Below are 25,592 nucleotides of genomic sequence, written 5' to 3'. Positions count from 1 at the left end.
GTTTTTTGTTGCCCAAAGGCGACTTATCTCACCAAGGATGTTGCAATTGTATTGCCACGCAAGCCATTCCGGTACCGGGCGCCCTTCAGGCATAATGCGCCCGCTAACGAACCTGAGGAGAAACAACATGAAAGCCGTGCGTTGCAAGGACTGGGGCCCGATCGACCATCTCGTCATCGAGGACCTGCCCGACCTGGTACCCGGTGCGGGTGAGGTGGCGGTGGACGTGAAGGCGGCCGGGGTCAACTTCCCGGACGTGCTGACGGTCCAGGGAAAGTACCAGGTGCGGCCCGAACTGCCGTTCACGCCGGGGAACGAATTTGCCGGCACGGTGCGCGCGGTGGGTGAAGGGGTGACCGGCTTCGCGCCGGGCCAGGCGGTGATCGGCTTCACCCGCACCGGCGCCTTTGCAGAACAGGCGCTGGCTCCGGCCGCGGCCCTGATGCCGATCCCGCCTGGCATGGACTTCGATACCGCGGCCGCGATCACCCTCACCTATGGCACCTCGCACCATGCCGTGGTGGACCGCGCCGCCCTGCAGCCGGGCGAGACCCTGCTGGTGCTGGGCGCGGCTGGCGGCGTGGGCCTGGCGGCGATCGAGATCGGCAAGGCCGTGGGGGCGCGCGTGATCGCGGCCGCTTCGAGCGATGACAAGCTGGCGGTGTGCCGCGCCCACGGCGCGGACGTGCTGGTCAATTATGAACGGGAAGAGCTGCGCGAGGCACTGAAGGCGGCCACCGGCGGGCGCGGGCCGGACGTGATCTACGACCCGGTTGGCGGCAAGTACAGCGAACCGGCGCTGCGCTCGATCGCCTGGCGCGGGCGCCACCTGGTGGTGGGCTTCGCGGCGGGCGAGATCCCGAAGCTGCCCTGGAACCTGATGCTGCTGAAAGGCGCCTCGGTGGTCGGCGTGTTCTGGGGCGACTTCGTGCGCAAGGAACCGGCGGCGAACCTGGCGGCGATGCGGCAGATGCTGGGCTGGATGGCGGAAGGCAAGCTCAAGCCGCTGGTGTCGGCGCGCTATCCGCTGGCGGAGACGGCGCGGGCATTGACGGACATGGCGCAGCGCAAGGTGACCGGAAAAGTAGTGATCTGCCCGTAACGCCCATCGTAGGGTGGGCAGGTTCCCTGCCCACGCGGTCAGATCACGCATCCCTGTCCGCTCCGTAGCGCATTACTGCTTGTTGAACGCGTGGGCGGGGAACCCGCCCACCCTACCAAAGCCCCGTCAGGCGTTCAGGTCCGCCGCGTCAGCCAGGGCTCCGGGGTTGAAGAAGTCGATCACCTCTTCCTGCACCCGCGTGCGCTTGAAGGGCGGCAGGCTCTGCCAGATGCGGCGCCCGTAGGGCTTGGTGATGATGCGCGGATCGCAGATCATCAGCACGCCACGGTCGTCGACGTCGCGGATCAGGCGCCCCGCGCCCTGCTTCAGGGTGATGATCGCCTCCGGCAGCTGATGGTGCATGAAGCCGTTCAGGCCCTGCTTTTCCATCACCTCGATGCGCGCCGCCAGCACCGGGTCGTCGGGCGGGGCGAAAGGCAGCTTGTCGATGATGACCAGGGACAGCGCATCGCCGCGCACGTCCACGCCTTCCCAGAAGCTCTGGCTGCCCACCAGCACCGCATTGCCGGCGTTGCGGAAGGAATCGAGCAGCTCGGTGCGTCCCCGCTCGCCCTGCACGAACAGGGGGAAGTCCAGCCCGCGCGCGGCGAATTCCTCGCGCAGGCGCTCGGCCACCTTGTTCACGGCGCGGATGGTGGTGCACAGGAAGAAGGTACGCCCGCCGGCCGCCTCGATCACCGGCAGCGCCTTGTCGACGCAGGCGTCGGTGTACTGGAAGGAATTCGGCTCCGGCAGCCCGGTCGGCACGTACAGGATGCCCTGCTCGCCATAATTGAAGGGACTGGGCCAGGTCATGGCCGGCTCGCCGGTCAGGCCCATCTGGTCGGAAAAATGCTTGAAGTCGTTCTTCACGGCCAGCGTCGCCGACGTGAAGATCCAGCTGCGCGGCGTGCCTTCGCGCTGGCCGGTGAAGATCGGCGCGATCGACAGCGGCGTCTTGTGCAGCTGCAGCGAGGAATTGAACGCCTCGACCCACAGCACGGCCGCGTCGTCCCCTTCCACCGCCTTGCCCTTCTTCGTATCCGGCTTCCAGGCGTCGAAGGACGCCGCCAGCTCCTGGGCGCGGACGCGGCAGGCCTCGACCGTTTCGGCGCGCGCGGCGTGCTCTTCCAGCACCGTGATCATGCCGGCCAGTTCTTCCTTGAGCTTGTCCAGCGCCGGGAAGAAGGCGGAGGTAGGCAGGATCTGCGGCAGCGACAGGCGGGTGCCGCCTTCCGGAAAGGTCAGGCGCAGGTCGCGCGCGGCCTTTTCCACCACGGTGACGACCTTGGCCCAGTCCGGCCCGCGGGCATGGGCCAGGCCCTCGGCCAGCACGTCGCGGCACAGTTCCAGCACCTGCGAAGTCGAGACCGACTGGCCGAAGAACAGCGTCGCCGTGTCGGGCAGCTGGTGCGCCTCGTCGAAGATGATGGTGTTGGCCGACGGCAGCAGCTCGGCCACGCCGGTATCCTTCAGCGCCACGTCGGCGAAGAACAGGTGGTGGTTGACCACCACCACGTCCGCCTGCTGCGCTTCCCTGCGCGCCTTCATCACGAAGCAGTCCTGGTAGTACTGGCACTCGGCGCCCATGCAGCTGTCGCGGGTCGAGGTGACCAGGTTCCAGACGGTGGCGGTCTCCGGCACCTTGGCCAGCTCCGCCTTGTCACCCGAGTTCGTCATCTTGATGAAGCGCGAGATCTCGCGCAGGTGGCCGACGTCGTCGCGCGAGGTCAGGCGCCCGTTGTTCAGCGTGCGTTCCAGGTGGAAGTGGCAGACGTAGTTCGAGCGGCCCTTGAGCAGGGCCACCGACACCGGGGCGCGCAGGGCGGCGCGGATGGTCGGGATATCGCGCAGGAACAGCTGGTCCTGCAGGTTCTTGGTACCGGTCGAGATGATCGTCTTGCCGCCCCAGAGGAGCGCCGGGACCAGGTAGGCGAAGGTCTTGCCGGTGCCGGTGCCGGCTTCGGCCATCAAGACCTTCTGGTCGGCGATCGCCTGGGCGATGGCCTTGGCCATCTCGGTCTGCGACTGGCGCGGCTTGAAGGTGCCGACCGCGGGCGCCAGCGGGCCGCCGGGGCCGAACAGGCGGTCCAGCTCGTCGTCGTACTTGCCGGGAGTGCAGGCGGGCGGCAGGACATCGCCGCTTCTGGCGCCAGCGCCGGAATCCGCAGCGGAGGCGGGAAGGTGGTCGGTCAAAATGCGTATTTCTTAATGGCTGTTGTTGGGTTCGCCGGTGGCGGCTTCCGGCCGCGCTCTCAGGCCCGGATCTCGGGCTGCGGTTCCAGGCCGCGGTTTCAGGCCGCGGATGCAGGCCGCAGTTTAGGCCGGAATATCGGGCACCAGCTGCATCTTCAGCAGCGTAATATGATCCTTGAGCTGCAGCTTACGCTTTTTCAAACGGCGCAGCTGGAGCTGGTCGGCATGGCCGTCCGCGGCCAGCATCGAGATGACGGCATCCAGGTCGCGGTGTTCCACGTCGAGTTCGATGATGCGGCGCTGGATATCCTGGACGTCGGTCATGGTAGCTGTTCCAAACAGTTCGGTTCAAGGCGTTTGCGGGAGCGTGGCAATGGCGCCGGCATGCTGCGGCTGGGTAGCGGCCGGCTGTGTTCGGCTTGCAACACCACGGCTTCTGGGTGCATAGTTTAATCCAGGCTGAGGTTGCCGCCAACAAAGATCGGCGCAGGCGTCTAGGAAATAGTGGTTTATGACAACATTCAAGATCGAAGCCGGGACTGCCCAGCACATCGGAAACCGCCCGCAGCAGAATGATCGCGTCGCCCTGCTGACCGGGGCGCGCGCCCCTGGCTACGTGCTGGCCGTGCTGTCCGACGGCAGCGGCGGCGCGGCCGCCTCGGACCAGCTGCTGCACACGGCGCGCCAGGTCTTCGACGAGTTCAAGCCGGGCGAGGGGCCGGGCCGCGAGCGCCTGGCCCGGCTGCTGCGCGACATCGTCGACGAGACCCACCTGGTGATCAAGATGAACGCGGTCGCCAGCCAGGCCGAAGCCCACGCCAGCTTCGTCGGGCTGGTACTTAGTCCGCACGGCGAAGCGGTCTGGGGCCACGTGGGCGATTCGCGCCTGTACCGTTTCCAGGACGGCAAATGCGTCGCGCGCAGCAACGATGCCGCCTACGTCCAGCACCTGGTGGCCAGCGAACGCCTGCCGGAAGAGGCGGCCAGGAACCACCGCAAGTCGAAGCTGCTGCTGAACGTGCTGGGCAACAGCCGCAAGCACCCCTTCGTCACCATCGGCAGTCACGAAGGGCTGGCGCCGGGCGACGGGTTCCTGCTGTGCTCGGATGGGTTATGGCACTTCTTCACCGATGCGGAACTGGCGGCCGCGACCAGCAGGGCCACGCCGCGCCAGGCGTCCGAAATGCTGATCAACAAGGCGCAGGAACGGTCCCAGGGCAAGGGGGGCAACTGCTCGCTGGCAATCATCAAGCTGGTCCAGCCGCTGCAAGCGGGAGCGGCCGGCAAGCCCGGCCGGGCGGGCTGAGCGCCGCGCGCCCTTAGCGCTTGGGCGCGGGCGCGGGTACCGGCTGCTGCTGCGCCCTCTTGGCCTTGGCCTGTTCTTCCTCGGCGCGGCGGGCGGCCGCCTTGGCCTCGCGCTCGGCGACCCGTTCGGCCACGTCGCGCTGCTTCTGTTCCGCGCGGCGCTTGCGATCTTCAAAGGCACGCGCATTCTCCGCCGCCTCGGCCGCCTCCAGCGGCGCCCTCGCCGCCTCTTGCGCGGCGCGGGCATCGCGGCGCGCCACACGTGCGGCCGTGGCCGACGGCTTGGGCGGCGGCAGCTCGCTGGTCTCGCGCGGCTTGGGTGGCGCCGACTCGGCCGCCAGCTGGGCTTCCTCGGCCTGGTAGGCGGCTTCTGCGGCGGCCATCTCGCGGTCCCGCTCCTCCACCTTGCTGCGGCGCTTGAAGCGCTCGGCCTCGATCTCGATGTTGCGCTGGGCGGCCAGGGCCACGCGGCGGCGCTCCTTGGCTTCGTCCAGGCAGTGGTTGACGAAGAATTTCTCGTAGCAGAGCGCTTCCCGTTCGGCATAGCGCGCTTCGATCGCCGTGCGCTCGACGGCCACCGCCGTCAGCCGCGCGTCGGCCTGGGCCAGCGACGTGCTCGGCTCGACCGCGTCGGCCGTCGGGCCGGGCGCGACGCTGGCGCAGGCGCCCAGGCTCAGGGCCGCGGCCAGCGCCAGGCCGGCCGCGCGTGCGCGCAGGATGGGATGCGTGTTCATGGTTTCCTTTCGGTTCAGGCGATGGCGTCCGCCGCGCCGCGGCGCTCGGCCAGCATGTATTCGCGCGACTGCATTTCAATGATACGCGAGACGGTGCGGTGGAATTCGTTTGCCAGCATGCCTTGCGTGTACAGTTCTTCCGGCTCCACCGCGGCCGACATGATCAGCTTGACCTTGTGGTCGTAGAACACGTCCACCAGCCAGGTGAAGCGGCGCGCTTCCGAGGACTGGCCGGCCGACATGGCCGGGATGCCGGACAGGATCACGGTATGGAAGCGCGAAGCCAATTCCAGGTAGTCGTTCTGCGAGCGCGGCCCGCCGCACAGGGTGGCGAAGTCGAACCAGATCACGCCGCCGGCGCGGCGCAGGGCGCGGATCTCGCGGTTCTCGATGTGCACGATCGGACTCTCGTCGGCGGTGTCGGCCACCTTGGCGTAGGCCGCGCGGAGCAGCTGGTCGGACTTCGCGTTGAGCGGGGTGTAGTAGGCCTGCACCTGCTCCAGCGCGCGCTTGCGGTAGTCGTTGCCGGCGTCCACGTTCAGGATGTCGAGCTTGTCCTTCAGCAGTGCGATGGTCGGCAGCATGCGGTCGCGGTGCAGGCCGTCCGGATACAGGGTGGAAGGCTCGTAGTTCGAGGTCATCACGAACGAGACACCGTTGTCGAACAGGGCCTTGAGCAGGTTGTACAGGATCATCGCGTCGGCGATGTCGGAAACGTGGAACTCGTCGAAGCAGATCAGGCGGTATTTTTTCGCGATGCGCTTCGCGACTTCGTCGAGCGGATCGGCCACGCCTTTCAGTTCGTCCAGCTGGCCGTGCACGGCGCGCATGAATTCGTGGAAGTGCAGGCGCGTCTTGCGCACCACCGGCACCACGGAATAAAACGAGTCCATCAGGAAGGACTTGCCGCGCCCTACCCCGCCCCACATGTAGACGCCCTTCGGGACGTCGGGACGGTTGATGAGGCGCCTGAAAGCGGACGACCGCTGGGCCTTGTACCGGACCCAGTCGTCGTACGCCTGCTGCAGGCGGTCCACGGCGGCCTGTTGCGCCGGGTCGGACGTGAAGCCGCGCTCGGTCAGCGCGTGCTGGTAATACTCTTGGACGTTCATCTAATTCAATCGTTAAAACGTAGGGTGGGCGGGTCTCCCGCCCACGCGTTCAAACCAGGCATCCTGGCCCGCTCCGAGGCCATTCACGCGGAAGTTGAACGCGCGGGCGGGGAACCCGCCCACCCTACCAAGGCGGTAACGCCTGTGTTACTTAGAAGTTCAGCGAACGCTTGTCCACCGCCAGCGCGGCTTCCTTGACGGCTTCCGACAGCGACGGGTGCGCGTGGCAGATGCGGGCGATGTCTTCCGACGAGGCCTTGAACTCCATCGCGACGACGGCTTCCGAGATCAGCTCCGAGGCGACCGGGCCGACGATGTGCACGCCCAGGATTTCATCGGTCGTGGCATCGGCCAGGAACTTCACCATGCCCGAGGTATCGCCGAGCGCGCGCGCACGGCCGTTGGCCATGAACGGGAAGGTGCCGGCCTTGTACGCCACGCCTTCGGCCTTGAGCTGCTGCTCGGTCTTGCCGACCCAGGCGATTTCCGGCGAGGTGTAGATGACCCAGGGGATGGTGTTGAAGTTGACGTGGCCGTGCTGGCCGGCGATGCGCTCGGCAACCGCGACGCCCTCTTCTTCCGCCTTGTGCGCCAGCATCGGGCCGCGCACCACGTCGCCGACTGCCCACACGCCCGGCAGGCTGGTGCGGCATTCGTCGTCCACGACCACGAAGCCGCGCTCGTCCAGCTGCAGGCCGACCGCTTCGCCATTCAGGCCGTTGGTGTTCGGCACGCGGCCGATCGAGATGATCAGGCGGTCGAACGTCGCGGTCTGCTCGGCGCCGGTCGCATCGGCGTAGTTGACGGTGACGTTGTTCTCGCCCTTGGTGATCGCGCCGATCTTGCAGCCCAGGTTGATTCTCAAGCCCTGCTTGGTGAACAGCTTGTGCGCTTCCTTGGCGATCTGCTCGTCGACCGCGCCGAGAAAAGTAGGCAGGCCTTCCAGCACCGTGACGTCGGCACCGACGCGGCGCCATACCGAGCCCATTTCCAGGCCGATGACGCCGGCGCCGATCACGCCCAGCTTGCTCGGCACGGCGTCGATCGCCAGTGCGCCTTCGTTCGACAGGATCAGCTTCTCGTCGAATTCCGCGCCCGGCAGCTGGCGGGCGTTCGAACCGGTCGCGATGACGACGTTCTTGGCAGTCAAGGTGTCATTGGTCGGACCGGTCACGTTGACGGTGTAGCCGTTTTCATCCTTGCCGCCGAACGAACCGAGGCCGTGGAAGAAGCTCACCTTGTTCTTCTTGAACAGGAACAGGATGCCGTCGTTGTTCTGCTTGACGATGGTGTCCTTGCGCTTGAGCATGGTCGGCAGGTCGAGTTCCAGGCCGCCGACCTTGATGCCGTGGTCGGCAAAGGCGTGGCCGGCGTGCTCGAAGTGTTCCGACGACTGCAGCAGGGCCTTCGACGGGATGCAGCCGACGTTGGTGCAGGTGCCGCCGGGGGCCGGCTTGCCTGCCGCGTTGCTCCAGGCGTCGATGCAGGCGGTCTTGAAGCCGAGCTGGGCTGCACGGATGGCGGCGATGTAGCCGCCGGGGCCGCCGCCGATCACGACGACGTCAAATTGTTTCTCGTTACTCATGAATAGCTTCCTTATTTATTCTTCTGGGATAAAGATCCACAGCGCCAGATAAGCCAGCGCCCCGACACCGGAGGTTACTAGGGCCAGCAGGACGAACACGAGGCGCCAGGCATAGATGTCCATGCCGAAGCCGATGCTCAGGGCGCCGCAGACGCCGCCGAGCCAGCGGTCGTGGCGCGAGCGGCGCAGGGAGCGCAGCTTGGCCTCGAAGCTGCCGGGCGCCGGGCCCTCGCTGGCGCTGGCGCTGGTGCCAGTGCCGGTGCTGCGGCCATCCTTGTCCAGGCTCACCTTCTCGCTGGCCAGGACTTTCGCCTTGGCCTGCTCGAATTCGGCGTCGGAGAGCGCGCCGGCCTGGTGCAGTTCGTGCAAACGCCGGATTTCATCGGAGATCATGGCGGTCCTCACTGGTGTTGGGGACATGCCCGCGAGCGCGGGCATGTCTGCATACAAGCCTGCCGTCGATTACAGGTCGAGCAGCAGGCGCGACGGATCTTCCAGCGCATCCTTCATGGCCACCAGGCCCAGCACGGCTTCGCGGCCGTCGATGATGCGGTGGTCGTACGACATCGCCAGGTAGTTCATCGGACGGATCACGATCTCGCCGTTTTCCACGACGGCGCGGTCCTTGGTGGCGTGCACGCCCAGGATCGCCGACTGCGGCGGGTTGATGATCGGGGTCGACATCATCGAGCCGAAGGTGCCGCCGTTCGAGATCGAGAAGGTGCCGCCGGTCAGGTCTTCCAGGGTCAGCTTGCCTTCCTTGGCTTTCTGGCCGAATTCGCCGATCTTCTTCTCGATGTCGGCGATCGACATCTGGTCGGCGTTGCGCAGGATCGGCACCACCAGGCCGCGCGGCGAACCGACGGCGATACCGATGTCGAAGTAGCCGTGGTAGACGATGTCGTTACCGTCGACCGACGCATTCAGGATCGGGTAGCGCTTCAGCGCGGCGACGGCGGCCTTGACGAAGAAGGACATGAAGCCCAGCTTGACGCCGTGTTCCTTCTCGAACTTGTCCTTGTACTTGGCGCGCAGGTCCATGACCGGCTTCATGTTGACTTCGTTGAAGGTGGTCAGGATGGCGTTGGTCTGCTGCGACTGCAGCAGGCGCTCGGCGATGCGGGCGCGCAGGCGGCTCATCGGCACGCGCTCTTCCGGACGGTCGCCCAGGTTCGCGACCGGGGCGGCCACTTGCTGCAGCTTCGGTGCCGGAGCGGCGGCCGCCGCGGGAGCTGCGGCCGGCTTGTTGGCAACGGCGGCCAGGGCGTCGCCCTTGGTCACGCGGCCGTCGCGGCCGGTGCCGGTGGCATCCGATGCGCTCATGTTGTTGTCAGCCAGGATCTTGGCGGCGGCCGGCATGGCGACATCGCCTTTCGAGCCGGACGGCGCTGCGGCGGTGGCAGCGGCTGGGGCTTCGATCGGCGCATTCGGGGCGGCCGACGGGACGGCTTTCACCGCGATCGGGCTGGTCTGGGCCGAAGCTTCGGTGTCGATGATGGCGATGACTTCGCCAGCGACGACGGTGGCGCCGTCGGCCTTGAGCAGCTGGACGATCACGCCTTCGCTCGGGGCCGGCAGTTCCAGGACCACCTTGTCGGTCTCGATGTCGATCATGTTCTCGTCGCGCGACACGTGTTCGCCGACTTTCTTGTGCCAGGACAGGAGGGTTGCTTCAGCAACCGATTCCGACAGTTGGGGGACCTTGACTTCGATTTGTGCCATTTGATGTAGCTCCGTTTATGTATTCTGTATGCAAAGGCCCCCGGGCCTGAGCGCCGGGGGCAGTGGTGTTTTTCTTCTTGCTTACTTGGTGAGGATGAAACCCTTCAACTTCGAGAACGCGGTCTCCAGCAGCTCCTTTTGCTGCGCCACATGCTTGTCGGCATAGCCGACCGCCGGTGACGCCGATGCCGAGCGGCCGGCATAGGCCAGGCGCTGGCCATCTTCCATGTTTTCGAAGATGTTGTGCTGGATCTGGAACCACGGACCCTGGTTCTGCGGCTCGTCCTGCACCCACACCACCTCGGTCGCGTTGCTGAACTTCTTCAGTTCGGCGGCGAAAGCCTTGTGCGGGAACGGGTACATCTGTTCGATACGCACGATCGCCACGTCGCTGGCGCCACGTGCCTTGCGGGTGTTGACCAGGTCATAGTAGACCTTGCCCGAGCAAACCTGCACACGCTTGACCTTGGACGGATCGATCTTCTCGTCCACCTCGCCGATCACCGGCAGGAAGCCGCCCTTGGCCAGGTCGGTCAGCGGCGAGCCGGCATCCTTGTTACGCAGCAGCGACTTCGGCGTGAAGATCACCAGCGGCTTCCTGAACTGGCGCACCATCTGGCGGCGCAGCAGGTGGAAGATCTGGGCGGCCGTGGTCGGCTGCACCACTTGCATGTTGTTGTCGGCGCACAGCTGCAGGAAGCGCTCGATGCGGGCCGACGAGTGCTCCGGACCCTGGCCTTCGTAGCCGTGCGGCAGCATCATGGTCAGGCCCGAGGCACGGCCCCACTTCACTTCGCCCGAGGCGATGAACTGGTCGATGACGACCTGGGCGCCGTTGACGAAGTCGCCGAACTGGGCTTCCCAGATGGTGAGCGTATTCGGTTCGGCGGTCGAGTAGCCGTACTCGAAGCCGAGCACCGCTTCTTCCGACAGCACCGAGTCGATCACGGTGAAGTTGGCCTGGTTGTCCGAGACGTTGGCCAGCGGCAGGTAGATGCCCTGGTCCCAGCGCTCGCGGTTCTGGTCGTGCAGCACGGCGTGGCGGTGCACGAAGGTGCCGCGGCCAGCGTCCTGGCCAGACAGGCGCACCGCATAGCCCGAGGACAGCAGCGAGGCGAAGGCCAGGTGCTCGCCCATGCCCCAGTCGAGGTTCATCTCGCCCTTGCCCATGGTGGCGCGGTCGTTCAGGACTTTCTCGACCAGCGAGTGCGGCTTGAAGCCTTCCGGCACCTTGGTGATGCGTTCGGCCAGGCGCTTCAGTTCGGTCAGCGGCACGGCCGTGTCGCAGGCGTCGGTCCATTTCTTGTTCAGGAACGGCGCCCAGTCGACGGCGTACTTGTTCTTGAAGTTGGTCAGCACCGGGTCGACCGTGTGCTTGCCTGCATCCATCGCGTTGCGGTATTCGGCCACCAGCTGGTCGCCGCCAGTGGCTTCGATGGTGCCCTGCGCCGCCAGCTTTTCCGCGTACAGCTTGCGGGTGCCCGGGTGCTTGGCGATCTTCTTGTACATCAGCGGCTGGGTCAGGGCCGGGGTATCCTGCTCGTTGTGGCCGAGTTTACGGTAGCAGACGATGTCCACCACCACGTCCTTGCCGAATTCGGTGCGGTAGTCCATCGCGATCTGCGAGGCCAGCACGACCGCTTCCGGATCGTCGGCGTTCACGTGCAGCACCGGCGCCTCGATCATCTTGACGACGTCCGAGCAGTAGATGGTCGAACGGGCGTCGCGCGGGTCCGAGGTGGTGAAGCCGATCTGGTTGTTGATGACGATGTGGACGGTACCGCCGGTGCCGTAGCCGCGGGTCTGGGCCAGGTTCAGGGTTTCCATGACCACGCCCTGGCCGGCGAATGCGGCGTCGCCGTGCACCAGGATCGGCAGCACTTCCTTGCCCTTGCGGTCGCCGCGGCGTTCCATGCGCGCCTTGACCGAGCCTTCGACGACCGGGTTGACGATCTCGAGGTGGGATGGATTGAAAGCGAGTGACAGGTGGACCGGGCCGCCCGGGGTCGAGATGTCGCTCGAAAAGCCCTGGTGGTATTTCACGTCGCCCGCCGGCAGGTCGTCGGCGTGCTTGCCTTCGAATTCTTCGAACAGGTCGGCCGGGCTCTTGCCCAGGGTGTTGACCAGGACGTTCAGGCGGCCGCGGTGGGCCATGCCGATGACGATTTCCTGCACGCCCTTTTCACCGGCGCGCTGGATGACTTCGTCGATCGAGGCGATGAAGGATTCGCCGCCTTCCAGCGAGAAGCGCTTGGCGCCGACGTACTTGGTGTGGAGGTAGCGCTCCAGGCCTTCGGCCGCGGTCAGGCGCTCGAGGATGTGCTTTTTCTTGTCGCCGGTGAAGGTCGGGGTCGAGCGGATCGACTCCAGGCGCTCCTGCAGCCAGCGCTTCTCGGTCGGATCGCTGATGTACATGAACTCGGCGCCGATCGAACGGCAGTACGTATCACGCAGCATGTTCAGGATTTCGCGCAGCGGCGCGGTTTCTTTCCCGAAGTAGGTATTGCTGATGGTGAAGACGGTGTCGAGGTCGGCTTCGGTGAAGCCATAGAAGGCGGGATCGAGTTCCGGCAGGGGCGGACGTTCCTGGCGCTGCAGCGGGTCCAGGTTGGCCCAGCGCGAACCGAGGTAGCGGTAGGCGGCGATCAGCTGGGTGACGGCGACGCGCTTGCGGCCGAGTTCGGGGTCGGGGTTGGCGACCACGGTGCGAATCGGACCCTGCTTGGCGCGTTCCGCGAAGGAGGCGACGACCGAGGAGTGCACCACGTCCGGGCGGCTGGAGCCGTCGACGGCGGGCACGTGCTGCATCTGGTCGAAATAGGCGCGCCAGTTTTCCGGGACCGAACCCGGATTGTTCAGGTAGGCTTCGTACAACTCTTCCACGTACGGCGCATTACCGCCGAACAGGTACGAGTTCGCATTCTGTTGCTGCATCATTCTTGCTCACCTTTCTTCGCGCTTCGCGAGGTTGGGGCGGGTTAGTCTAACCTTCCGCGACACGGCCTGACCGGTTAGCGGATCGCACTTACTACATCAAGTTGTGGGGGAAGGACGTATTTCATTGGCTGGCCGGGCCAGGACGCGTCCAGGCGGCCTGGCACGGCCCGCAACATTGTAACGCAAGCTTTCGCGCCGGACAGTCACTGCCGCCAGTTTTTATTATTTCTATTTGTAAAGGTGCACGCAGGCGGTTGACCACGTAAATGATAATCGTTATCATTTGACGATGAGCTCAACCGGACCATCCACGTCAGCCACTTCCTCGCCAGCAGCGCCCGCCCTGCCCGGCGCGCGGCGCGCCGTCTATCTCAAGCAGCTGCACCAGTGGCACTGGATCAGCTCGGCGATCTGCCTGATGGCCATGCTCCTGTTCAGCTTTACCGGTTTCACCCTCAACCACGCGGCCCAGATCGAGGCCAAGCCCGAAGTCACGCGCCTGAAACGCACGCTGCCGGAACCGCTGCGCGCCCAGCTGGAAGCATTCGCGGCGCAGCATGTCGATGCCCAGGTGCCGCTGCCGAGCGAGATCGCGGACTGGGCCAACGCCAGCTTCCCGCTCGACGTGCGCGGCAAGCGCGCCGAATGGAGCGAGGAAGACGCCTACGTCGCCCTGCCGCGCCCGGGCGGCGACGCCTGGCTGCGCATCGCCGTCGATGGCGGCGCCGAATACGAGGCAACCAGCCGCGGCTGGATCTCCTGGCTCAACGACATGCACAAGGGCCGCAACACGGGCACCGTCTGGAGCTGGTTCATCGACATCTTCGCCATCGCCTGCGTGGTGTTCTGCGTCACCGGCTTCCTGATCCTGAAATACCACGCGGCCAACCGGCCTTCGACCTGGCCGGTGATCGGCTTCGGCATCGTGCTGCCGGCCGTGATCGCCCTGCTGTTCGTCCATTGATTGACAAGCTGATCTTCTCGTTACCTCATCCCTATAAGGCAAGCTCATGAAACTGTCCCACTCGCTCGCACTGACCCTGCCCTTCGTATCAAGCTGGGCCGTGGCTGCCGACCTGTCCGTGAAGTTCGAACTGCCCCAGTTGCAGGTGGCTGAATACCACAAGCCCTACGTCGCGATCTGGATCGAGAAGGGCGACGGCGCCATCGCCTCCAACCTGGCGCTGCTGTACGACGTCAAGAAGAAGGACAACGCGGGCGAAAAATGGGTCAAGGACCTGCGCACCTGGTGGCGCAAGGCGGGGCGCGACCTCACGCTGCCGATCGATGGCGTGAGCGGCGCCACCAGGGCGGCCGGCAGCCACAGCATGAAGTTCGCGGGCGCCACCGATAAGCTCCCGGCCGGCGACTACAAGCTGGTGGTGGAAGCGGCGCGCGAAGCTGGCGGACGCGAACTGGTGCGCGTGCCCTTCACCCTGCCCGCCAAGGGCAAGCTGGCGGCCAGCGCCAGCGGCAAGGAAGAACTCGGCGCCGTCGCGATCGCCATCCAATAACACCGTCCGGAGACCCCACGATGAAGCACCTCGCCAAGAAGTCCGTCCTGCTGCTGGCCCTGGCCAGCCTGTCCTTCGCCGCCAGCGCCCACCGCGGCTGGATGCTGCCCTCCACCTCCTTCGTCGAGAAGGAAGAAGCCTGGGTCACCATCGACGGCGCCGTCTCGGAAGGCCTGTTCGAGTTCGACCACGTGCCGCTGCGCATGGACGGCGTGACCGTCACCGGCCCGGATGGCATCACCGCCCTGGCCCAGGGCGCCGTGCTCGGCAAGCTGCGCAGCACCCTCGACCTGCGCCTGCCGCAGGACGGCACCTATCGCATCGCGATGGTGTCGAACAACGTCATGGGCAGCTACAAGGTCGGCGGCGAGACCAAACGCTTCCGTGGCACCGAACAGAGCGTGGCCAAGGAGATCCCGGCCGGGGCCACCGACATCCAGCAATCCACGACCCACACCCGCATGGAGACTTTCGTCTCCGCCAACAAGCTGTCGAACGGCGCATTGAAGCCGAGCGGCCAGGGCCTGGAGCTGGTGCCGGTCACCCACCCGAACGACCTGCGCGCGGGCGAGCCGGCGAAGTTCCGCTTCCAGCTGGACGGTAAGCCGCTCGCCAACTTCCCCTTCAGCATGGTGCCGGCCGGGGTCAAGTACCGCGGCACGATCAACGAGATCCGCCTCAGCACCGATGCCAAGGGCGAAGCCAGCTTCACCCTGCCGGCGCCGAACCGCTATTGGCTGAGCGCCAAGTATCCAGTGGACCAGGGCAAGGGACCGGGCGAGCCGGGCTCGCGCCGCTACGCCTATTCCGCCACCTTCGAGATCCTGCCGGAATAAGGGGAGCGATGCGCGCCGTCCTGGTTCCCCACGCGATCGACCTGGCCCTGCCGCCAGCGGGCAGCACGTTGCGCCAGGCCGCGGGCCGGTCCATGGGGACGGGCTGGTCGGCTAGCATGCTGGTCCCGCCCGGCCAGCAGGCGGACCTGGCCGCCGCGCTGCAGTGCGAACTGGACGAGATCGTCGAGCAGATGAGCCACTGGGAAACCGATTCCCTGCTCTCGCGCTACAACCGCGCGCCTGGCGGCAGCTGGCACCCGCTGCCGCCGCAGTTCCACGAAGTGATGGAACTGGCCCTGCAGGTGCATGCCGACACCGACGGCGCCTACGATCCGGCCGCCGGCGCCCTGGTGGCGATGTGGGGCTTCGGCCCGCACGGGCGCCACGACGCCCCGGACTTCCAGCCGCCGCAGGAGCGGGACCTGGCCGCCGCCCTGGCGCGCCGCGCCGGCAATACGCCGCGCCTGGAGCGTGCCGGGCGCCGCCTGCTGCAGCCGGGCGGCGTGCAGCTCGACCTGTCCGCGATCGCCAAGGGCTATGGCGTGGACCGCCTCGCCCTGTGCCTGGAACGGCACGGCGTGCGTCACTACCTGCTCGAAGTCGGCGGCGAACTGCGCGGCGCCGGCATGAAGCCGGACGGCGAACCGTGGTGGGTCGAGATCGAGGGCGTGCCGGATGGCGCCGCGCCGCAGGCCGTGGTGGCCCTGCACGGCCTGGCGATCGCCACCTCGGGCGACTACCGTAACCATTTCACCCACGACGGCCGACGCCTGGCGCACACGCTTGACCCGCGCAGCGGCCGCCCCCTGGACAACGGGGTCGCGTCCTGCACGGTGGTCGCCGACCGCTGCATGGCGGCGGACGCCCTGTCCACCGCGCTGACGGTGATGGGTCCCGGCGCCGGCATCGCCTTTGCCGACGCGCGCGGGATCGCGGCGCGCTACCTGGTGCGCGGCAGCGGCAGCGCCCTGGTGGAACACCGCTCGGCCGCCTGGCGCGCCCTGCTGCAATGATGCTGGCGGCATTCAGCACCGACCCGCTGCGCTGGGGCAGCGCGCTGGCCCTGTGCGGCGGCTACCTGGCCATGTGCCTGGCGATCTGGCGCGCCCGTGCGCCGCGCCCGAAGCCGCAGCCCGGGTCGGGCGAGGCCGACTGGCTGGTGGTCTATGCCAGCCAGACCGGCAGCGCCGAGTACCTGGCCGGCCAGAGCGCCGCCACCCTGCGCACCGGCGGCCTGCCGGCGCGCGCGGTCTGCATGTCGGACCTGGCGGACAACATGCTGGCGCGCGCGACGCGCGTGCTGTTCATCGCCAGCACCTATGGCGAAGGCGATGCGCCGGACAGCGCCGCGCGCTTCGCCGGCGCCACCATGGCCGGCGCACCCGACCTGGCGCACCTGCACTATGCGGTACTGGCGCTGGGCGACAGCAGCTACACGCATTATTGCGGCTTCGGACGCGCCCTCGACGGCTGGCTGGCGGCGCGCGGCGCCACGCCCCTGTTCGAGCGCATCGACGTCGACCGCGGCGACCCGGCCGCGCTCACGGCGTGGCAGCAGCACCTCGGACGCCTGGCCGGCACCAGCGACGCGCCCGACTGGGAAGCACCGGCCTATGGCGACTGGCGCATCCTGGAACGCACCGTGCTCAATCCCGGCAGCGCCGGCGCACCGCTGCTGCGCATCGCGCTGGCACCGCGCGCAGGCGCGCTGCCGCACTGGGAAGCGGGCGACCTGGCCCAGGTGAGCGTGCCGGCGGACCCGGACCACCCGCGCGAATACTCGATCGCTTCGCTGCCGTCCGAGGGCCGGCTGGAACTGCTGGTGCGCCTGCAGCGGCGCCCTGATGGCAGTCCCGGCGCGGCCTCGGGCTGGCTATGCCAGGGCGCCACGCCGGAAGACAGGATTTCATTACGGGTCCGCGCGCACGCGCGTTTCCGCCTGAATGGCAATGCCGCGCGGCCGCTGGTCGCGATCGGCAACGGCAGCGGCCTGGCCGGCCTGCGCGCGCTGCTCAAGGCCCGCATCGATCAGGGCAAGGGCGATAACTGGCTGCTGTTCGGCGAGCGCAACGCGGCCCACGACTTCGTGTGCCGCGAGGAGCTGCAGGGCTGGCTGGCGGCGGGCGCACTGGCGCGCCTGGACCTGGCCTTCTCGCGCGATGGCGGACCGGCCCCGTACGTGCAACACAGGCTGCGCGAACAGGCGCAGGAACTGCGCCGCTGGGTAGAAAATGGCGCCGCGATCTACGTCTGCGGCAGCCTGCAAGGGATGGCAGGCGGCGTGCACGAGGCGCTGCTGGAGATCCTCGGCGCCGGCGGCCTCGACGCGCTCAGCGCCGAAGGCCGCTACCGCCGCGACGTATATTGAGCTTGCCAAGGGGCGTGGCGCGCGCAGCCAGCAAGCGCGCCCACGCCCCGCACCGGGCCTCAGCCCTTGTCGTTCTTGTGGCTCTGCGAGCCGGCACGCGCATGCTGCTCAGGCGTGCCGCCGCGGGTGCCGCCGCTACTTGCCTGGTTGCCGCCCTGACCCTGGCCACGCTGGCCGCCCTGCCCACCCTGGCCACCCTGGCCACCCTGGCCACCTTGGCCGCCGCTCTGCTGGCTGCCGCCACCGCCGCCGCCGTGGCTCATCGAGCCGGCACGGCGCGCTTCTTCCGAGTCGAACTCGTGCGCATTGCCCGAGGCGTGCGCGGCACGGCCGCCTTCGGAAGCGATCTCACGCTGACGCTGCGGATCCATCGAAGCGAAACCGCGGTTGCTGGTGTCGCCGCTCTGCTTGCTGCCGCCCTGGTTGCCGGACTGCTTGTTGGACTGGTTGCCGCCCTGGTTGCCGCCCTGGTTGCCGGTTTGCTTGTTCGATGCCATAGTTGCCTCCTGTTCATTGTTGAATGACCAGCCGAAGTGGCTGAGACAGGGTCATCCTAACCAAGGCCTCCATAGCACACCACGGACTTTCGGCAAGCGATTTGTAGGACAATACCTTGCCACCTTCAGTGAATTTGCTGGCATTCAGGAAGTAATTATTCGTGCAAAATTTTTATGATTTGCTGCCGTGGTAGAACAGATGCGGCGCTGGAAAGCAATACTTAGAACAAATTGATTTGCACCATGTAGTCCCGGACTGACCTCCTATTGTGAAATTCTCCATTGGCCATCGCCTCTTCCTGTCGGTCCTGCTCGCCATCCTCGCGGTAGCCGCCAGCGCCGTTTACCTGCTGCGCCAGAACGTGCTGGCGAGTTTTGGCGACTATGCGGTTGGCATCGAACTCGACCGTCTCGACGAATTGTCGGGCGCCCTGGCCGCGCGTTACCGCGATGCGGGCGGCTGGACCTTCCTGCCCGCGGCCGATGCCAGGCGCGGCTGGGTCGCGGCCGAACTAGCGCGCCTGCACGAGGCCCGCCAGCGCCGTGTGCCCGCCCCGCCTGCCGTGCCTCCCGTGCCTCCCGTGACTCCCGTAACCGCCGCCCCGCAGGCGCCGGCCGCCGCCGCGGCGCCGCAGCTGCCCACGCCGGCCAGCGCGAGCGCGGACCATGCCGAGCGCGGGGAGCGCGGGGCGGGGCAGCCGGACATCCGCCATGCCCTGTCGCTCGCGCCACCTGCTCCGCCGGCGCCTCCCGCGCCCTCCGTACCGCCAGCCCCACCCGCGCCCCCGGCGCTCCTGCCGCCCCTGCCCTTCGCTCCAGCGCCGCCATCCGTCCCGGCCGACGCTGCCGACCCTGCCGGCGCTTCGCTCGCGCAGCGCGTCACCTTGCTCGATGCCGGGGGCGCCTACCTCGCGGGCCGCGCGCTGCCGCCGGAGGGTGTCTTGCCGCTGGCGCGCCGCCCCATCGTGCTCGATGGGCGCACGCTGGGCTACCTGGGCGTGGCCCGCAGCCCGCGGCCGAGCGACGCCATGGCGCTCGCCTTCCTCGAGCAGCTGCGCAGCAGCCTGGCCCTGATCGTGGCCGTGGCGGTGACCCTGAGCGCACTGGCGGCGGTGCTGCTGGCGCGCCACTTCCGCCAGCCGATCGCGCGCCTCGCCGCGGGTGCCGGCGCCCTGGCGCAGGGCGACTTCACGGTGCGGCTGGCCGATACCCGCAGCGACGAGTTGGGCGAGCTGGCCCGTCACTTCAACGCGCTCGCCGAACAGCTCGGCAGCGCCGAGGGCGCGCGCCGCCAGTGGGTGGCCGACACCTCGCACGAGCTGCGCACCCCGCTGGCCGTGCTGCGCGCCCAGCTCGAAGCGCTGCAGGATGGCGTGCGCAGCGCTACCCCGGACACGCTGGCGGCGATGCTGCGCCAGGTACTGAGCCTGAACAAGCTGATCGACGAACTGTATGCGCTGGCGCGCGCCGACGTCGGCGCCCTCGACTGCAAGCCGGTTGCGCTCGACCTGTGGCGTTTCGCCACCGCCCACGCGCAGGGCTTCGCCGCGCGCCTGCAGGCCGCCGGGCTGGCGCTGGAGCTGGGTGCGCCGCCCGTTGCCGGCCCGGTGCTGGCCGACCCCGACCGTCTGCGCCAGGTGCTCGACAACCTGTTCGAGAACAGCCTGCGCTATACGGCGCCGGGCGGACGCCTGCGCCTGCAGGCCCAGGCCGGATCCGCACATCTGCACCTGGTGCTCGAAGACAGTGCGCCCGGCGTGCCCGATGAAGCGCTGGCGCGCCTGGGCGAACGCTTCTACCGGGTCGACGCCTCGCGCGGCCGCGCCCACGGCGGTGCCGGGCTCGGCCTGGCGCTGTGCCGCCGCCTGCTCGAGGCGCAAGGCGGGCGGCTCGACTTCGCCCACTCGACCCTGGGCGGCCTGCGCGCGACCCTCGCGCTGCCGCTGGCCGCGGAAGAAGGCCGGCGCGCATGAGCCAGACCATCCTGATCGTCGAGGACGAAGCGGAACTGGCCGCGCTGGTGGCCGACTATGCGCGCGCGGCCGGCTACACGGCGCGCGTGATCGGCGACGGCCGCGCGGCGCTGGCGGCGATCCGGGACGAGCCGCCCGCGCTGGTCGTGCTCGACCTGATGCTGCCCGGCATGGACGGCCTGGCCCTGTGCCGCGCGCTGCGCGCGCGCAGTGCGCTGCCGGTCATCATGGTGACCGCGCGCGTGGAGGAAATCGACCGCCTGCTCGGGCTCGAGGCCGGCGCCGACGACTACCTGTGCAAGCCGTTCAGCCCGCGCGAGCTGATGGCCCGTATCAAGGCCATCCTGCGCCGCGCCGGGGGTACGGCGTCCGCCCCTGCCCCTGCTGCTGTCCTGCTGGTCGACGAGGCGGCGCGCCGGGTCCTGGTGCATGGCCAGCCGCTCGACCTGACGCCGAGCGAGTTCGCGATCCTGGCCGCGCTGGCGCGCCGTCCGGGCCAGGTCTTTTCGCGCGCCCAGCTACTCGACTGCGCGCGCGCCGACAGCCTGGATGCGACCGATCGCGCCATCGACAGCCACGTCAAGAATCTACGGCGCAAGATCGATGCCGCCGCGCCCGGGCTGGACGCGATCCGCTCGATCTATGGCCTCGGCTACCGCTACGACCTGTAGCGGCGCCGCTCCACGTTTTCTCCACATTTGGGGGGCATGATGCATCCATGGCCCGCCACCGGCGCGGGCCGCAGCCAAGGAGACCACCATGCACCGCAACCACACCTCACGCAAGCCCGTCCTGGCCATCCTGGCCACCCTGGTCCTGCTGGGAGGGAGCACGCCCGGCGCCCACGCCGGCGTGTTCGTCCACGTCACCTGCACCGCGACCGTGAACGGGAACTGCCCGTCGCCGCCGGCCCCGCCAGCTCCGCCACCTCCGCCGGCACCGCCCGAACCGTCCGCGATCCCGGCGCCTCCGGCCCCGCCGGCAGCGCCGGCGGGACGGCGCGCACGGCATGCACCGGCCCTGCCCGCACTGCCCGCGCCGCCCGCATTACCCGCGCTCCCCCCGATGCCTGCCATCCCTGCGCTGCCCGCCATGCCACCGGCACCGCCCGCCCCGCCACCGCTGCCGGAAGTACCCGAGGCGGCCCACGCGGCCTGCGCCGGCAAGCCCGAGGGCAGCCGGCTCACCCACGTCCTGGGCAAGGACGAAACCATGGACGGTGTATGCGGCCGCGCAGGGGGCAGGCCGGTATTCCAGCTGCACACCTACCGGCGCGGCTAGCGAGGGGCAGCGGGGCGCGGCTCGACGCAGGGGCCTGGATCATTTATTCTCGTTCCATGAACACGCCCGACGTCCCCGTGCCTGCGTCCGCCCGCCCTGTCCCGCCCCTTGCGCCGGAGCTCGAGGATTGCTGCCGCAGCGGCTGCGTGCCCTGCGTGTTCGACCTCTACGAAGAATCGCTGGCGCGCTACCAGGAGGCGCTGGCCGCCTGGGAAGCCGCGCAGCCGCCTGGCTCCCCGCCCTGCCTGCCTCCTCCGTCCGGATGAGCCCGGGCGCACGCTTGAAACCAGGATGTTGACGATTTGATTACAATAGTCCGGTCGGTGTCATTCACGGAGTGGATATGTTCGACATGGATTTGCCCTGGTGGGAATTTATCGTCCGCGGCCTGGCCGTCTACCTGCTGCTGCTGGTCATGGTGCGCCTGTCCGGGCACCGCACCGTGGGCCAGTTCACGCCCTTCGACCTGCTGGTCGTGATGCTGCTGTCCGAGGCGGTCTCGAACTCGCTGAACGGCGGCGACGACTCCCTCGTCGGCGGCCTGATCGCCGCGGCCACCCTGGTGGCCATCAATTCCCTGGTGGCCCTGGCCAGTTCGCGCAGCGCGCGCTTCGAGAAGTTCGTCGATGGCAGCGCCGTGCTGATCGGGCGCGACGGCGTGTTCTTCGAGAAGATCGTACGGCGCTGCCGCCTGTCCGAGTCCGACCTCGAGGAAGCCTTGCGCGAGCACGACTGCCCGCGCCCGGAAATGAAGTGCGCCTTCCTGGAAGCGGACGGCCAGATCACCATCATGCGCAACCCGCAATAAGGCAAGGGCCGCGGGCGGATCGCGTCGCGTCCTCAGGCCAGTGCCGCACCCGGCCGCGACGCCAGCAAGCGGCGCCAGGCCGGCAGCGCCGCATCCCAGAACGCCGCCAGCGATGCCGGCTGGCCTGGTCCCAACTCCAGCTCCAGTTGCAGGAAACGCGCGGCCTGCAGCAGCGCTTCCACCGCTCCTGCCTCGTCGCCCGGGGTCAGCGCCAGCGCGCCGGTCTGCTTGGAAAGCTTTTCGCCATCGGCATTGCGCACCACCGGCACATGCAGGTAGCGCGGGGTCGGCACCCCGAGCACGCGCTGCAGGAAGATCTGGCGTGGCGTCGAGTCGAGCAGGTCGGCACCGCGTACCACGTCGGTGACGCCTTGTTCCGCATCGTCCACCACCACCGCCAGCTGGTAGGCCCAGAAGCCGTCGGCACGCTTCAGCACGAAGTCGCCCGACTCGGCCGCCAGGCGCTGGCTCACGTCGCCCGCGAAGCGGTCGCTGAAGCCGACCACGTCATACCCCGGCTCCGGCACCCGCAGGCGCAGGCTGCGCATGGCGCGTCCTTGCGGCAACCCATGGCGGCAGGTACCTGGATAGATGGCCGCGCCGTCGGGAGCGAAACCGAGGCGCGAATCGGCGATCTCGCGCCGGTTGCAGCCGCACGGATAGGTGTGGTGGGCGATGCGCTCGGCCGCCGCCTGGTACAGGTGCTTGCGCCGGCTTTGCCACACGACCTCGCCGTCGGCCCGCATGCCCAGCCGTTCGAGCAGGGCCAGGATGGCCTCGGCCGCGCCGGGCACGCTGCGGCCCTCGTCGATGTCTTCGATGCGCACCAGCCAGCGGCCATGGTGCGCCCGGGCGTCGAGATAGCTGGCCAGGGCCGCGACCAGCGAACCGGCGTGCAGCGGGCCGGTCGGGGATGGCGCGAACCGGCCGACGTAGGGAGGATTCAGGTGCATCATGGGTGGATGATACCCGCAGCGCGTACGGTGCGTGGCGGACGGGCCGCCTTATTTTCCGGTGGCGATCAGCTTCGTCACCTGCCCCGCCAACTCGTTCGGTACCGCCATCGACAGCTGGTAGTGCACGATCTCGAAGCCGGTGGCCGTCTTGCGGATCACGCCGCTGGCCATGCAGGGGCCCATGTTCGGGGTGTCGAGCAGTTCGTCGAACCAGATCAGCGACTTGTCCGCCGAGGCGTAGACGTTGCGGCGGGTCGCCTTGAAGTTCCAGGCCGACTTGCGTTCGAAGTACTTCCTGGCCCAGGCCTTGAACGCGTCGCGCTGCCACAGTTCAGTGCGGTCGGTGCCGATGTAGACGCCGTCCGGGGCGATCTTGTCGAAATACGCCATGCGCGCGTGGGCGGCGTCGTCGTGCCATGCGTCGACGAAGGCGTTCACCTGGCTGGCCAGGGCGGGATCGGCCGGGGCGGCCCGGGCGGTGTTGAGCACGCCCAGGAAACCCAGGCAAAGGATGGCGGCGGCAAGGAGTCGTGGCATGGCGGCTTTCGGTAGCGGTCGGGAAGGCTTCGAGGCGAAGCGCGTGAAAACCTGCCTACGATAATGCAAGCCTGTCCGTTTGCCAACGCCGCCGTACCGATGGATGGCTGAACACGGCAGCTGTGCACTAGAATAGGCGGATGCGCATCCTGATCGTCGAAGACCACCCTGACATCCTCGCCAACCTCTACGGTTTCCTGGAACCGCGCGGCCACCAGCTCGATTCGGCCCGCAACGGCTACGGCGGACTGGCGCTGGCGTCCGAGCACGACTACGATGTGATCGTGCTCGACGTCATGCTGCCCGGCCTGAACGGGCTGGAACTGTGCCACAAGCTGCGCACCGAACTCGGCAAGCCAACGCCGGTGCTGATGCTCACCGCCCGCGACAGCCTGAGCGACAAGGTGGCCGGCTTCGACAGCGGCGCCGACGACTACCTGGTCAAGCCCTTCTCGCTGGTCGAACTCGAAGTGCGCCTCAAGGCGCTGGTGCGGCGCGCGGCTTCGGCCCACGCGCTGCACGCTACCCTGCGCTTCGGCGAACTGCGCTACGACCCCGGGATGCAGGAAGCCAGCCGCGCCGGCGTGCCGGTGCAGCTCACCCGCACCGGCTATACGCTGCTGCGCTGCCTGCTGGCGGCGGCGCCGCGCATCGTCAGCCGCGAGACGCTCGAGCAGGCCGTGTGGGGCGACGACCGTCCCGACAGCGACGCCCTGCGCACTCACATCCACGCCTTGCGCCAGGCGCTCGACAAGCCCTTCGCCACACCGATGCTGCAGACCGTCGCCGGCGTCGGCTACCGCCTGGTGCAGCCGGAACCGGACCCTCGCCCGTCCGAGCGCGATGCGCCGCGCTGACTCGCTGAAGCGGCGCATCGTGGTCGCCTTTGTCCTGTTCGGACTGGGCGCGTCCGCCCTGTTCGCCGCAATCGCCGCAGTCGCCGTGGAAGGCATCGAGGTGCAGCTGGTCGACAAGCGGCTCGAGGCCGCCGTGGCCTGGGCCGCGCCGCGCCACACCGCCGGCCTGGACGTGGACATGCCTGCCGGCTTGCGCTTCCAGCGCGGCGCGGCGATTCCCGCCCCGCTGCGCGGCCTGGCCGACGGCGTGCACAAGGTGGACGTCGGTCCCACCCGCCTGCACGTGCTGGCCGGGCACGACGCGCAGGGCGGCTGGGTGCTGGTCGACCATGAAAGCGACTATGACAAGATCGAGCTGGTGGTGTACTCGATGTTCGCCGCCGTGTTCGTCGGCTTCATGCTGCTGGCCACGCTGCTGGGCGGCTTCCTGGGCACGCGCGTGGTGACGCCGATCCGCGAACTGGCGCAGGCGGTCGGCCAGGACAGCGTCCCGCCAACCCTGACCGGGCGCAAGGACGAACTGGGGGTGCTGGCCCGCGCGCTGCAGGCCCACACCGCGGAGCTGCGCGCCTTCCTCGACCGCGAACGCTACTTCACCGGCGATGTCAGCCACGAGCTGCGCAGCCCGCTGACCGTCATCATGGGCGCCGCCGAGATCCTGCTGCAGGACGCCCCGCCCGCACTGCGCGCCCCGGCCGAGCGCATCTACCGCGCCGCCCGCGAAGCGGCGGAATGCGTCACCGTGCTGCTGTTGCTGGCGCGCGCCCCCGAACTGGGGAGCCAGGCCCCGGTCGACCTGGCCAAGGTCGCGCGCGACGAAGCGGACAAGTACCGTTCGCTGTTGGCAGGCAAGCCGGTCGCGCTGCGCTTCGACGAGAGCGCGGCGCTGGCGGTGCGCGCGCCGCGCGAGCTGTGCGCGGCCGCGATCGGCAACCTGGTGCGCAATGCCTGCCAGTACACCGACGCCGGCGAAGTCGTGCTGCGGGTGCTGCCCGGCCGGGTCGTCGTCGAAGACACCGGGCCCGGCCTGCCGCCCGCCGTGGTCGCCACCCTGGGCAGCGGCGGCGGCGTGCCGTCCAGCGGGTCCGGCGGCACCGGCCTCGGGCTGGCGCTGGCGCGCCGCATCTGCGACTTCCTCGGAGCCGGTTTCGCCTACGAAGCCCGGGCCGAGGGTGGCAGCCGCTTCACCATCGGCTTCACGTCGGACCCGGGTTCACGCCAGCCTAACGTCCCGCTGACGGGGCGCTGACGCCGCGCTGCGTATCCTTGCCA

25 protein-coding genes are annotated in these 25,592 nt (G+C 68.4%); 14 read left to right on the top strand and 11 right to left on the bottom strand.

Annotated features, from left to right (window positions below; all coding sequences use genetic code 11):
- Nucleotides 1-127: 127 nt before the first annotated feature.
- On the top strand, nucleotides 128-1,102 hold the full coding sequence (locus LE190_RS03205) for an NADPH:quinone oxidoreductase family protein (protein ID WP_225237352.1): 975 nt from the start codon (nucleotides 128-130) through the stop codon (nucleotides 1,100-1,102).
- Between the two features lie 126 nt (nucleotides 1,103-1,228).
- Here the strand turns inward: LE190_RS03205 and yoaA are convergent, their stop codons facing one another.
- Nucleotides 1,229-3,298, bottom strand: coding sequence for a DNA repair helicase YoaA (gene yoaA / locus LE190_RS03200; protein WP_439847458.1), 2,070 nt, complete (start codon nucleotides 3,296-3,298; stop codon nucleotides 1,229-1,231).
- A 123-nt stretch (nucleotides 3,299-3,421) separates the two neighbouring features.
- Nucleotides 3,422-3,622, bottom strand: coding sequence for a YdcH family protein (locus tag LE190_RS03195; protein WP_027867157.1), 201 nt, complete (start codon nucleotides 3,620-3,622; stop codon nucleotides 3,422-3,424).
- A gap of 187 nt (nucleotides 3,623-3,809) precedes the next feature.
- Here LE190_RS03195 and LE190_RS03190 point away from each other — a divergent pair, with 187 nt between their 5' ends.
- Nucleotides 3,810-4,604: a PP2C family protein-serine/threonine phosphatase gene (locus LE190_RS03190; RefSeq protein ID WP_225237351.1), complete on the top strand. Its 795-nt coding sequence runs from the start codon at nucleotides 3,810-3,812 to the stop codon at nucleotides 4,602-4,604.
- A gap of 13 nt (nucleotides 4,605-4,617) precedes the next feature.
- On the opposite strand, the gene LE190_RS03185 is transcribed toward LE190_RS03190, so the two are convergent.
- From LE190_RS03185 to LE190_RS03160, 6 genes are all read right to left on the bottom strand, one after another.
- Complete coding sequence (locus LE190_RS03185; protein WP_225237350.1) at nucleotides 4,618-5,337, bottom strand: hypothetical protein; 720 nt, start codon at nucleotides 5,335-5,337, stop codon at nucleotides 4,618-4,620.
- 14 nt (nucleotides 5,338-5,351) lie between these two features.
- Nucleotides 5,352-6,449 carry a cell division protein ZapE gene (zapE, locus tag LE190_RS03180; protein WP_225237349.1) on the bottom strand — a complete coding sequence of 366 codons (1,098 nt, stop codon included), beginning with the start codon at nucleotides 6,447-6,449 and terminating at the stop codon, nucleotides 5,352-5,354.
- 151 nt (nucleotides 6,450-6,600) lie between these two features.
- Nucleotides 6,601-8,034 carry a dihydrolipoyl dehydrogenase gene (gene lpdA, locus LE190_RS03175; protein WP_225237348.1) on the bottom strand — a complete coding sequence of 478 codons (1,434 nt, stop codon included), beginning with the start codon at nucleotides 8,032-8,034 and terminating at the stop codon, nucleotides 6,601-6,603.
- Between the two features lie 15 nt (nucleotides 8,035-8,049).
- Nucleotides 8,050-8,427, bottom strand: coding sequence for a PspC domain-containing protein (locus LE190_RS03170; RefSeq protein WP_225237347.1), 378 nt, complete (start codon nucleotides 8,425-8,427; stop codon nucleotides 8,050-8,052).
- 69 nt (nucleotides 8,428-8,496) lie between these two features.
- Nucleotides 8,497-9,756, bottom strand: coding sequence for a 2-oxoglutarate dehydrogenase complex dihydrolipoyllysine-residue succinyltransferase (odhB, locus tag LE190_RS03165; RefSeq protein WP_225237346.1), 1,260 nt, complete (start codon nucleotides 9,754-9,756; stop codon nucleotides 8,497-8,499).
- Nucleotides 9,757-9,837: 81 nt separating this feature from the next.
- Nucleotides 9,838-12,693: a 2-oxoglutarate dehydrogenase E1 component gene (locus LE190_RS03160; RefSeq protein ID WP_225237345.1), complete on the bottom strand. Its 2,856-nt coding sequence runs from the start codon at nucleotides 12,691-12,693 to the stop codon at nucleotides 9,838-9,840.
- A gap of 289 nt (nucleotides 12,694-12,982) precedes the next feature.
- On the opposite strand from LE190_RS03160, the gene LE190_RS03155 reads away from it, so the two are divergent.
- Genes LE190_RS03155 through LE190_RS03135 form a run of 5 tightly spaced genes read left to right on the top strand, consistent with a single transcriptional unit; the run spans nucleotide 12,983 to nucleotide 17,411 of the window.
- Nucleotides 12,983-13,657, top strand: coding sequence for a PepSY-associated TM helix domain-containing protein (locus LE190_RS03155; RefSeq protein WP_225237344.1), 675 nt, complete (start codon nucleotides 12,983-12,985; stop codon nucleotides 13,655-13,657).
- 46 nt (nucleotides 13,658-13,703) lie between these two features.
- Entirely contained in the window at nucleotides 13,704-14,207 is a 504-nt protein-coding gene (locus LE190_RS03150) for a DUF2271 domain-containing protein (RefSeq protein ID WP_225237343.1), read from the top strand.
- Nucleotides 14,208-14,227: 20 nt separating this feature from the next.
- Nucleotides 14,228-15,043, top strand: a complete 816-nt coding sequence (locus LE190_RS03145) for a DUF4198 domain-containing protein (RefSeq protein WP_225237342.1) — start codon at nucleotides 14,228-14,230, stop codon at nucleotides 15,041-15,043.
- An 8-nt stretch (nucleotides 15,044-15,051) separates the two neighbouring features.
- Nucleotides 15,052-16,056, top strand: a complete 1,005-nt coding sequence (locus LE190_RS03140; protein WP_225237341.1) for an FAD:protein FMN transferase — start codon at nucleotides 15,052-15,054, stop codon at nucleotides 16,054-16,056.
- Nucleotides 16,053-17,411, top strand: a complete 1,359-nt coding sequence (locus LE190_RS03135) for a sulfite reductase subunit alpha (RefSeq protein WP_225237340.1) — start codon at nucleotides 16,053-16,055, stop codon at nucleotides 17,409-17,411. Before LE190_RS03140 ends, LE190_RS03135 begins: the two co-directional genes overlap by 4 nt.
- Nucleotides 17,412-17,470: 59 nt before the next feature.
- Here the strand turns inward: LE190_RS03135 and LE190_RS03130 are convergent, their stop codons facing one another.
- Nucleotides 17,471-17,908 (bottom strand): KGG domain-containing protein, encoded by a 438-nt coding sequence (locus LE190_RS03130; RefSeq protein WP_225237339.1) that lies wholly within the window; start codon nucleotides 17,906-17,908, stop codon nucleotides 17,471-17,473.
- Between the two features lie 269 nt (nucleotides 17,909-18,177).
- Here LE190_RS03130 and LE190_RS21995 point away from each other — a divergent pair, with 269 nt between their 5' ends.
- From LE190_RS21995 to LE190_RS03105, 5 genes are all read left to right on the top strand, one after another.
- Entirely contained in the window at nucleotides 18,178-19,881 is a 1,704-nt protein-coding gene (locus LE190_RS21995) for an ATP-binding protein (RefSeq protein ID WP_225237338.1), read from the top strand.
- A complete protein-coding gene (locus LE190_RS03120; protein WP_225237337.1) occupies nucleotides 19,878-20,552 on the top strand; it encodes a response regulator in 675 nt (224 codons plus the stop codon). The genes LE190_RS21995 and LE190_RS03120 overlap by 4 nt, the downstream gene beginning before the upstream one ends.
- Nucleotides 20,553-20,640: 88 nt before the next feature.
- The gene (locus LE190_RS03115; protein WP_225237336.1) at nucleotides 20,641-21,162 is read left to right on the top strand and encodes a hypothetical protein; all 522 of its coding nucleotides are present in this window, start codon (nucleotides 20,641-20,643) and stop codon (nucleotides 21,160-21,162) included.
- A gap of 77 nt (nucleotides 21,163-21,239) precedes the next feature.
- Complete coding sequence (locus LE190_RS03110; RefSeq protein ID WP_439847457.1) at nucleotides 21,240-21,428, top strand: oxidoreductase-like domain-containing protein; 189 nt, start codon at nucleotides 21,240-21,242, stop codon at nucleotides 21,426-21,428.
- Between the two features lie 77 nt (nucleotides 21,429-21,505).
- Nucleotides 21,506-21,970: a DUF421 domain-containing protein gene (locus LE190_RS03105; RefSeq protein WP_225237334.1), complete on the top strand. Its 465-nt coding sequence runs from the start codon at nucleotides 21,506-21,508 to the stop codon at nucleotides 21,968-21,970.
- Nucleotides 21,971-22,002: 32 nt separating this feature from the next.
- On the opposite strand, the gene gluQRS is transcribed toward LE190_RS03105, so the two are convergent.
- Entirely contained in the window at nucleotides 22,003-22,923 is a 921-nt protein-coding gene (gene gluQRS, locus LE190_RS03100; protein WP_225238043.1) for a tRNA glutamyl-Q(34) synthetase GluQRS, read from the bottom strand.
- A gap of 51 nt (nucleotides 22,924-22,974) precedes the next feature.
- Nucleotides 22,975-23,463, bottom strand: coding sequence for a nuclear transport factor 2 family protein (locus tag LE190_RS03095; RefSeq protein ID WP_225237333.1), 489 nt, complete (start codon nucleotides 23,461-23,463; stop codon nucleotides 22,975-22,977).
- Nucleotides 23,464-23,603: 140 nt separating this feature from the next.
- Here LE190_RS03095 and LE190_RS03090 point away from each other — a divergent pair, with 140 nt between their 5' ends.
- Nucleotides 23,604-24,320 (top strand): response regulator transcription factor, encoded by a 717-nt coding sequence (locus LE190_RS03090; RefSeq protein WP_225237332.1) that lies wholly within the window; start codon nucleotides 23,604-23,606, stop codon nucleotides 24,318-24,320.
- A complete protein-coding gene (locus LE190_RS03085) occupies nucleotides 24,307-25,569 on the top strand; it encodes a sensor histidine kinase (protein ID WP_225237331.1) in 1,263 nt (420 codons plus the stop codon). The genes LE190_RS03090 and LE190_RS03085 overlap by 14 nt, the downstream gene beginning before the upstream one ends.
- Nucleotides 25,570-25,592: the final 23 nt, after the last annotated feature.

The sequence above is a fragment of the Massilia hydrophila genome (assembly GCF_020208145.1).
GTDB classification, from domain to species: domain Bacteria; phylum Pseudomonadota; class Gammaproteobacteria; order Burkholderiales; family Burkholderiaceae_D; genus Telluria; species Telluria hydrophila.
This window is presented reverse-complemented; position numbering and strand designations above follow the sequence as displayed.

Coding starts and splice junctions, on each gene's coding strand:
- LE190_RS03205 (WP_225237352.1), top strand. CDS start 128: ATGAAAGCCGTGCGTTGCAAGGACTGGGGCCCGATCGACCATCTCGTC.
- LE190_RS03195 (WP_027867157.1), bottom strand. CDS start 3,622: ATGACCGACGTCCAGGATATCCAGCGCCGCATCATCGAACTCGACGTG.
- LE190_RS03190 (WP_225237351.1), top strand. CDS start 3,810: ATGACAACATTCAAGATCGAAGCCGGGACTGCCCAGCACATCGGAAAC.
- LE190_RS03185 (WP_225237350.1), bottom strand. CDS start 5,337: ATGAACACGCATCCCATCCTGCGCGCACGCGCGGCCGGCCTGGCGCTG.
- zapE (WP_225237349.1), bottom strand. CDS start 6,449: ATGAACGTCCAAGAGTATTACCAGCACGCGCTGACCGAGCGCGGCTTC.
- lpdA (WP_225237348.1), bottom strand. CDS start 8,034: ATGAGTAACGAGAAACAATTTGACGTCGTCGTGATCGGCGGCGGCCCC.
- LE190_RS03170 (WP_225237347.1), bottom strand. CDS start 8,427: ATGATCTCCGATGAAATCCGGCGTTTGCACGAACTGCACCAGGCCGGC.
- odhB (WP_225237346.1), bottom strand. CDS start 9,756: ATGGCACAAATCGAAGTCAAGGTCCCCCAACTGTCGGAATCGGTTGCT.
- LE190_RS03160 (WP_225237345.1), bottom strand. CDS start 12,693: ATGATGCAGCAACAGAATGCGAACTCGTACCTGTTCGGCGGTAATGCG.
- LE190_RS03155 (WP_225237344.1), top strand. CDS start 12,983: ATGAGCTCAACCGGACCATCCACGTCAGCCACTTCCTCGCCAGCAGCG.
- LE190_RS03150 (WP_225237343.1), top strand. CDS start 13,704: ATGAAACTGTCCCACTCGCTCGCACTGACCCTGCCCTTCGTATCAAGC.
- LE190_RS03145 (WP_225237342.1), top strand. CDS start 14,228: ATGAAGCACCTCGCCAAGAAGTCCGTCCTGCTGCTGGCCCTGGCCAGC.
- LE190_RS03140 (WP_225237341.1), top strand. CDS start 15,052: ATGCGCGCCGTCCTGGTTCCCCACGCGATCGACCTGGCCCTGCCGCCA.
- LE190_RS03135 (WP_225237340.1), top strand. CDS start 16,053: ATGATGCTGGCGGCATTCAGCACCGACCCGCTGCGCTGGGGCAGCGCG.
- LE190_RS03130 (WP_225237339.1), bottom strand. CDS start 17,908: ATGGCATCGAACAAGCAAACCGGCAACCAGGGCGGCAACCAGGGCGGC.
- LE190_RS03120 (WP_225237337.1), top strand. CDS start 19,878: ATGAGCCAGACCATCCTGATCGTCGAGGACGAAGCGGAACTGGCCGCG.
- LE190_RS03115 (WP_225237336.1), top strand. CDS start 20,641: ATGCACCGCAACCACACCTCACGCAAGCCCGTCCTGGCCATCCTGGCC.
- LE190_RS03105 (WP_225237334.1), top strand. CDS start 21,506: ATGTTCGACATGGATTTGCCCTGGTGGGAATTTATCGTCCGCGGCCTG.
- gluQRS (WP_225238043.1), bottom strand. CDS start 22,923: ATGCACCTGAATCCTCCCTACGTCGGCCGGTTCGCGCCATCCCCGACC.
- LE190_RS03095 (WP_225237333.1), bottom strand. CDS start 23,463: ATGCCACGACTCCTTGCCGCCGCCATCCTTTGCCTGGGTTTCCTGGGC.
- LE190_RS03090 (WP_225237332.1), top strand. CDS start 23,604: ATGCGCATCCTGATCGTCGAAGACCACCCTGACATCCTCGCCAACCTC.
- LE190_RS03085 (WP_225237331.1), top strand. CDS start 24,307: ATGCGCCGCGCTGACTCGCTGAAGCGGCGCATCGTGGTCGCCTTTGTC.